This window comes from Collinsella sp. AM40-7AC (assembly GCF_003468125.1).
Taxonomy (GTDB): Bacteria; Actinomycetota; Coriobacteriia; order Coriobacteriales; family Coriobacteriaceae; genus Collinsella; species Collinsella aerofaciens_O.
This window is the reverse complement of sequence record NZ_QSGK01000019.1, coordinates 1-7,268: the sequence shown is the minus strand read 5'-3', so window position 1 is coordinate 7,268 and position 7,268 is coordinate 1. Positions and strand designations below refer to the sequence as shown.

Here is a 7,268-nt window from a genome sequence, read left to right as displayed (position 1 = left end):
CGGATGACTTGAAGAAGGGGGAGGCCTCGCGGCCTCCCCCTTTTTTGTATCTCGGGCAATTTGTCTCACATAGTAGCTGTGTTTTATAACCCTCGTTTGTCGCATCTTCTGTGAACGGGCTACAATAACTTAGTCTGTGCGATATGGAGGTGAACATGGCTGAAGCTGGTATCGGCGTTGATATCGTCGAGATTTCCCGCATGAAATCAATTCTTGAAAAGACGCCATCGTTTGCTCGGCGTGTGTTTACCGAAGAAGAGCGTGCGTATTGCGATGCATCATCGCGTCCCGCTGCTCACTATGCGAGCCGCTTTGCTTCGCGCGAGGCGGTGCTTAAAGCTCTCGGCACGGGTTTTAGTCAAGGCGTGGGTCGCAAGGATGTTTCGGTAACGCGTGATAAACTCGGCAAACCGAAGGCGCTGCTTTCGGGCCGTGCTCTCGAGATCGCTCAAGAACTGGGCGTTGTTGAGGTCGCTCTTTCCATTACGCTTACGGGAGACTTGGCCGTTGCGAATGCCATCGCGATTACCGAAGATGCTCGGCCTAAGCCAAAAGATGAAAAGGTGAGCACCAAGAAACGCGTTGCGCAGACATTTAAAGAGGCTCGCTCTGTATTAGATGAGCTCGAGCAGCTGCAGAATTCAGCATTGACGGAGCACCTGGGCGATGCTTCGCAAGATACGCTAGGAGCATAGATGAAACCGGTTTTGAGTACCGAAGAAGTCGTTCGTCTCGAGGATATCATCGAACGCGAAGGGACTTCGAAGGCCGAGCTTATGGAGCTAGCGGGTGAGTTTGCCGCTAACGAGGTCTTGAAGCTCAATCCTGATCGGGTTCTCGTTTTGGTCGGTTTTGGTAATAATGGCGGCGACGGTTGGGTTGCCGCCGATATCCTGAGCCATAAGGGTGTGGACGTGGATATCGTTTCTCCGGTTGAACCGGATGAGATTCCTGCTGCTCTGGCACGTCATGTTGCTCGTCGTACTGCCGGCCGCGATGTGCACGTTTGCGTCGGCCCCTCGCGTGATGAACTCGAGGTTTTGATCGATAAGGCCGATGTTGTTGTCGATGCCATTTTTGGTACCGGTTTCCACGGGAATCTGCGTGCGCCGTTCTCCATTTGGATTCCTACGGTCAATGAATGCGCCGATTGTGTCGTATCCATTGATGTCCCCTCGGGCCTGAATGCAGAGACGGGCGTTGTTGATGACGACTGCATTCGTGCCGAGCGCACGGTGACGATGATTGCGCCCAAGATTGGTCTGTATAGCGCTGATGGTCCTGAGTATGCTGGCGATTTGATCTGCGGCAATCTTTACGACCGTCTTGACGAGGTCATCGATGATGTCGACCACGCCGCCGAGATTGTCGAGCCCGGTGACTTAGTTGATTACTTTGCTCCGCTACCATCGAATATCGATAAGTATTCCCGTGGCTCCGTGCTTATTGTCGCCGGATCTGCGCAATATCCTGGTGCTGCCATTATGGCGGCCAAGTCTGCAGCTCGCGCGGGTGCTGGTTACGTGGCAGTCGCGGCTCCTGACGCCTGCGCCAATCTCATTCGCATGGCACTTCCTTCGATTCCGGTCTTTGCTATTCCGTCTGATTCCCGCGGCTCCTTTGGCGCCGCTGCGCGCATGGCGGTGTGCGAGATCGCAAAGAAGTACAGCTGCGTGCTGTGCGGTCCCGGTATGACGACGTCTGCCGGCGCTATGCAGGTGGTTTCGGGCTTGCTCGAGCTTGATGTACCGCTAATTTTGGACGCCGATGCACTCAACTGCCTTGCTAAGATTGCCATTGACGGTATTGATAGTAACCCCGAGATGTATCGCCGCGAGCAGCCGTTGGTTATGACGCCGCACTATCGTGAGCTTTCGCGCCTGGTTGCCGGTGACGAGGTGAACGACCTTGGTACCGCGATTGCGGCCGCGCAGAAGGTTGTCTGGGCTGCAGGCTCCGACAATCTGGTGGTCATTGCCAAGGGGCCGACGACGGCTATCTGTGGCGTTGAGCGTGTGCTGCTGCCGCTCTCGGGTCCGGCTTCTCTGGCAACTGCCGGTTCGGGTGATGTTCTCGCGGGTATTTTGGCCGGCACGCTTGCCACCATGCGCGACGAGATGGATCGTTGGGAGTTGCTGTATTCGTACGCCGTCGCACTTCACAGCTACGCCGGTTTTGCCGCGGCGACGGAGTATGGTGAGAAGAGCGTCATCGCGACCGATCTTATCGACTTGATCGGTCCTGCCATGGAGCTGGCGGCAAAGGATGCGCTCGAAGATCTGGGAATCATGGACGAAGGGTCGGATGACTAATCATGAATAAAGCCGATTTGACGCGCTGGTCCTGGGTCGAGATCGACCGCGGGGCGCTCCGTCGCAACACGAGGGCCTATAAGAACTTGTTGAATCCGCGTCAGCGCCTGTGCTGCGTGGTCAAGGCCGATGCTTATGGTCATGGAGCTGTTGAGTGTGCCAAGATCATGTATTCGGCCGGTGCCGACATGTTTGCCGTGGCGACGGTTAACGAGGGCGTTGGGCTCCGTCAGGGCGGGATTACTAAGCCCGTCCTGATTCTAAGTGAGCCGCCTATCGAGGCTATTCCTGCATTGCTCGAATTCGATATCATGCCCTCGGTCTATACGTCCGATTTTGCTCTTGCGTATGGCGAATGCGCCGTCGCGGCGGGCAAGGTGGGCAAGTACCATCTTGCCATCGAGACGGGCATGAATCGTATCGGTGTTCACTACACACAGGTGCTCGACTTTGTACGCGGCATCAGTTTCCATCGCGGCATCCAGTGCGACGGCGTATTTACGCACTTTGCCACGGCCGATGAACCTTCGGGTTGGGACTACAAGCTGCAGTGCCAGCGTTTTACCGAGGCCGTTCAGGCCATTAAGGACGCAGGTTTTGAATGCGGTATCGTGCATTGTGCCAATACGCCGTCCTCGATGCTCGATTCTTCAATGCACTTTGACATGATTCGTGCCGGCATCGGTTTGTATGGTCTGCAGCCATGTGAGCTGAGTGGTCGCGTGATGCAGCTTGATCCCGTCATGAGCGTCCACGCGCGTGTGACGCGCGTGGCGCATCCTGCGATGGGCGAGGGCGTGGGCTACGGCTTTACCTACCGCGTACCGCGCACGCGCGTTCAGATCTGCACCCTTCCGATCGGTTATGCCGATGGCCTTTCGCGTACGCTTTCCAATCGTATGGACGTGCTGTATCGCGGCGAGCGTGTGCGTCAGGTGGGCAATATCTGCATGGACCAGTTTATGGTCGCCATTCAGTCCAACCCGGCGCATGAGATTCCCGAGGCCGAGTATGGTGACGAGATGATCATTGTCGGCCGCGATGGAGATGCCGAGATTACCATGGACGAGATGGCGCGCCTACGCGGCACGATTAACTACGAGGTCGCTTGCGGCTTTGGTATGCGTCTCGACAAGGTCTACGTGTAGGAGTCGCTATGGGCGTCATGCACATCCCCGGCCATAGCCATCAGGCGCCGCGTGAGGTCGCACTCGAGGAGATCGAGGCCGTTCTGGGCGATTGTCACCTTTGCCAGCTTTACCAGTCGCGCCATAACATCGTGTTTGGCGTGGGAAACCCCCACGCTCGCGTGATGTTTATTGGCGAGGCGCCGGGCCGCAATGAGGATTTGCAGGGCGAGCCCTTTGTGGGGGCGGCAGGCGAGGACCTCAACGGCATTTTGTCGCTGGCGGGGCTCAAACGCGAAGACGTCTACATTGCCAACGTGCTTAAGTGCCGCCCGCCGGGAAACCGCAATCCGCGTCCCGAGGAAGTGCTGGCTTGCTCGCCATTTTTGCGTGAGCAGATTCGAAGCATCTGGCCCGATATTATTGTGACGCTCGGCAACCCCGCGACGCACTTTGTGCTAAAGACCGAGATTGGCATTACTAAGCTGCGCGGCAGGTTCCACCAGATGGGGCATTTTGTGGTAATGCCCACGTTCCATCCGGCAGCAGCGCTGCGCAATCCGGCGTGGCAGGAGCTGCTGGAGGAAGACTTTAAGATGCTGGGCGACTATCTGGAGCGACATCCCGCGCCAGAGGACGCCTCGGAATAATAAGGAGCATATATGTCCCTGGAGCGCCTGGGGGTAGGTACTTACAAAACGACTTGCGCTGCCGATACGGAGTACTTTGGCGAGCTAATTGCACCGTGCCTTGAGGACGGCGATGTGCTCATCCTGACCGGTGGCCTGGGAGTGGGCAAAACTCACTTTACCAAGGGCGTCTCGCGCGGGCTGGGCGATGGGCATATGGTTACGAGCCCTACGTTCGCCCTCATGGCCGTTCACGATCAAGGTCGTATTCCGCTGTTTCACTTTGATCTATACCGCCTGGAGCATGCCTACGAGCTCGAGGATACGGGCATTTTCGATGTGCTGGGCTATGAGGGTGCTTGCCTGCTGGAATGGGGCGAACAATTCCAGGACGAGCTGACGGATGAGTATCTTTCGGTGACGCTCAGGCGTGATGAGGGCGACAGCGACGTGCGAACGATAACGCTTGAGGCGCACGGTGACCGCGCAATGGAGCTTTCCCATTTGATTGATAAGGCTGTACAAGATGAGCTTGCATAACGACAACGCGCTGGTGGTGGCGCTCGATACCTCGACTGACATGCTTGCCTGCGCGGCAAGCTGGATTGATGGGCAGACGGGTGAGACGAAGCTCGTGAGTGGCGACCACATGTGTCGCCGTCACGCCAACGTTGAGCTCGTGAATACCGTTGATGGCGTGCTGGCTCAAGCCGGTCTGGATCGCAGCGATGTTGGTTGCTATGTGGTCGGCCGCGGCCCGGGGTCCTTTACGGGTGTGCGCATCGGCATCTCCACTGCCAAGGGCCTCGCGCGTGGTGCCAATGTTCCGCTGCTGGGCGTGTCGACGCTCGACGCTTGCGCTTGGACGGCGTGGAAGGCTGGCGTGCGCGGCAAGCTTGGTATCTTGGCCGATGCTATGCGCGGTGAGGTATATCCGGCGCTGTATATGCTGGTCGATGAGGGTCCCGAGCGTCAATTTGAGCGCGAACACGTGGTCAAGGCCGCCGTGGCGCTCGATGAGTGGCGCCAAGCAGCGGACTGGGGCCAGGTTCAGCTGACCGGTGACGGTCTCGTGCGCTATGGCAAGCTGCTGGGTGAGGACGAGGCCGCCCGCTGCGTGGAGCGCGACCTGTGGTGGCCTTCGGGCGAGGGCTTGCTGCTCGCGCACGCTGCGGGTGACGGCGATCCGGCCCGCGTCCTGCCGATTTACACGCGCCTTTCGGATGCCGAGGAAAACGAGCGCAAGCGTCTTGGTCTTGCCGAGAGTGCGCAGAGCGAAATTACGGGTGTTGCCGATGAGCTCGCCGGTCGTCATCTGCAGTTCCGTCCCATGGGCGCGGCGGATGCCGAGGGCGCAAGCGCGCTGGAGGCTGCCTGCTTTGAAGGTGCCGGACACGAGGCATGGACGCCGGGCATGTTCCTGTCCGAACTGGGCGAGGACGTCGCTGCGCCGCGTAGTTGGTGGGTGGCACACGACGACGGCAAGCTGCTGGGCCTTGCCGGCGGTATGGTCGTGGACGGTGATGTGCAGATTCTGGATGTCGCCGTCGACCCGGCACATCGCCGTGAGGGCATTGCCCGCAAGCTGCTGTCGCACGTGAGCTATGATGCCCAGATGCTCGGCTGCACTACGGCTTCGCTCGAGGTCGAGGACGGTAACGAGGGAGCGACCGCGCTTTATAACGCTCTGGGCTTTACCGAGGCTGGCCGTCGCCGCGGCTACTATGGTGCCGGCAAGGACGCCATCGTCATGACGGCTCCGCTGCCCCTGGTGCTTCCGGTCGATAATGCTTCGCCCGAGCCGACGGCGGCAGAGCAGCGCGTATGGCCGCTGCCTGCGCCTGGGCGCTCCGAGGGGGAGCGTGCCGAAATTGAGCGCCGCCGCCTAGTGCTCGCTATCGAGAGCTCCTGCGACGAGACGGCCGTGGCGATTATCGATGCGGATGGCAATATGCTGGCCAACCAGGTGTCGACACAGATTGATTTTCACGCCCGCTTTGGCGGCGTGGTGCCCGAGATCGCCTCGCGCAAACACGTTGAGGTGATTGTGAGTGTCGTGGATGCGGCGCTCGAGGATGCCGCAGCATCGCTTGGTCTTGAGGGTGGAGCCATCGCGCCGAGCGAACTCGCCGCTGTTGGCGTGACGCAGGGTCCGGGCCTGGTGGGTGCTCTGGTAGTGGGCGTCGCCTTCGCCAAGGGCTTTGCCTATGCCGCCGGCAAGCCACTCGTGTGCGTCAACCATCTGGAGGGCCATCTGTTCGCCAACCTGCTGGCGCAGCCCGATCTCAGGCCGCCGTTTATCTTCACGCTCGTCTCGGGCGGTCATACCATGCTCGTGCACGTGAAGGCATGGGGCGACTACGAGGTACTTGGTGAGACACTCGACGATGCTGTGGGCGAGGCCTTCGACAAGGTAGCCAAGGCGTTGGGTCTGGGCTATCCCGGTGGCCCCATCATCTCCAAGCTGGCCGAGACGGGCAACCCCCGCGCGATCGATTTTCCTCGCGCGCTTAACAGCAGGGGAGACTATCGTTTCTCGCTTTCGGGTCTTAAAACGGCCGTGACGCTCTACATCGAGCAGGAGACCAAGGCCGGGCGCACGATTCACCTGCCCGATCTGGCGGCTTCGTTTGAGGCAGCCGTCTTTGACGTTCAGTACAAGAAGGCCAAAAACGCCCTGCATGCCACCGGATGCAAGGAATACTGCATCGGCGGCGGCGTCTCGGCTAATCCGCATCTGCGCGAGATGATGATCAAGAAGCTTGGGCGTCAGGGGATCCGCGTAACGGTGCCACCGCTTTCGGCGTGCACCGACAACGCCGCCATGATCGCAGAGGTTGCCCGCCGTAAATTCGACCGAGGAGAAATCTCGCCGTTCGACGTCGACGCCGATCCAAACATGACGCTGTAGCTGGTACGGCGCGGTCCCCGGACGGAGGGGCCGGATATAAGGTTTCCTGCTCTACAGTCCTGCGCAAGACGAAGGCCACATTAAGTGGCCTTCTTTGCGTGCGGAACTCGCGATAAACCTTATATCCGGCCCCTCCGGTCGGGGACCTTTCTGTATCGATATAGCTTCTGAGTTGGATTGGCGTCGACAACGTCCAGCAAGGTTAACAAGCCAGCGTCGAATTTTCGGCGTTCTTTAGCTGAAAGAAAAAGTTGGTGTGCGGAGCTTTGCTCCGCACATTTGGGATGGG

General features: G+C 59.1%; 6 protein-coding genes. All 6 read left to right on the top strand.

What is annotated here, in order from left to right; translation table 11 throughout:
* The first annotated feature begins 155 nt into the window (after window positions 1-155).
* Genes acpS through tsaD form a run of 6 tightly spaced genes read left to right on the top strand, consistent with a single transcriptional unit; the run spans window position 156 to window position 6,979 of the window.
* The gene (gene acpS / locus DW892_RS10180) at window positions 156-695 is read left to right on the top strand and encodes a holo-ACP synthase (RefSeq protein WP_117655164.1); all 540 of its coding nucleotides are present in this window, start codon (window positions 156-158) and stop codon (window positions 693-695) included.
* Complete coding sequence (locus tag DW892_RS10175; protein WP_117767346.1) at window positions 696-2,312, top strand: NAD(P)H-hydrate dehydratase; 1,617 nt, start codon at window positions 696-698, stop codon at window positions 2,310-2,312.
* Window positions 2,313-2,314: 2 nt separating this feature from the next.
* Window positions 2,315-3,460 carry an alanine racemase gene (gene alr / locus DW892_RS10170; RefSeq protein ID WP_089573672.1) on the top strand — a complete coding sequence of 382 codons (1,146 nt, stop codon included), beginning with the start codon at window positions 2,315-2,317 and terminating at the stop codon, window positions 3,458-3,460.
* A gap of 8 nt (window positions 3,461-3,468) precedes the next feature.
* Window positions 3,469-4,089 carry a uracil-DNA glycosylase gene (locus tag DW892_RS10165; RefSeq protein WP_089573671.1) on the top strand — a complete coding sequence of 207 codons (621 nt, stop codon included), beginning with the start codon at window positions 3,469-3,471 and terminating at the stop codon, window positions 4,087-4,089.
* A gap of 12 nt (window positions 4,090-4,101) precedes the next feature.
* Window positions 4,102-4,608, top strand: a complete 507-nt coding sequence (tsaE, locus tag DW892_RS10160; protein ID WP_089573670.1) for a tRNA (adenosine(37)-N6)-threonylcarbamoyltransferase complex ATPase subunit type 1 TsaE — start codon at window positions 4,102-4,104, stop codon at window positions 4,606-4,608.
* Complete coding sequence (gene tsaD, locus DW892_RS10155; RefSeq protein ID WP_117736899.1) at window positions 4,595-6,979, top strand: tRNA (adenosine(37)-N6)-threonylcarbamoyltransferase complex transferase subunit TsaD; 2,385 nt, start codon at window positions 4,595-4,597, stop codon at window positions 6,977-6,979. The genes tsaE and tsaD overlap by 14 nt, the downstream gene beginning before the upstream one ends.
* Window positions 6,980-7,268: the final 289 nt, after the last annotated feature.

Coding starts and splice junctions, on each gene's coding strand:
- acpS (WP_117655164.1), top strand. CDS start 156: ATGGCTGAAGCTGGTATCGGCGTTGATATCGTCGAGATTTCCCGCATG.
- DW892_RS10175 (WP_117767346.1), top strand. CDS start 696: ATGAAACCGGTTTTGAGTACCGAAGAAGTCGTTCGTCTCGAGGATATC.
- alr (WP_089573672.1), top strand. CDS start 2,315: ATGAATAAAGCCGATTTGACGCGCTGGTCCTGGGTCGAGATCGACCGC.
- DW892_RS10165 (WP_089573671.1), top strand. CDS start 3,469: ATGGGCGTCATGCACATCCCCGGCCATAGCCATCAGGCGCCGCGTGAG.
- tsaE (WP_089573670.1), top strand. CDS start 4,102: ATGTCCCTGGAGCGCCTGGGGGTAGGTACTTACAAAACGACTTGCGCT.
- tsaD (WP_117736899.1), top strand. CDS start 4,595: ATGAGCTTGCATAACGACAACGCGCTGGTGGTGGCGCTCGATACCTCG.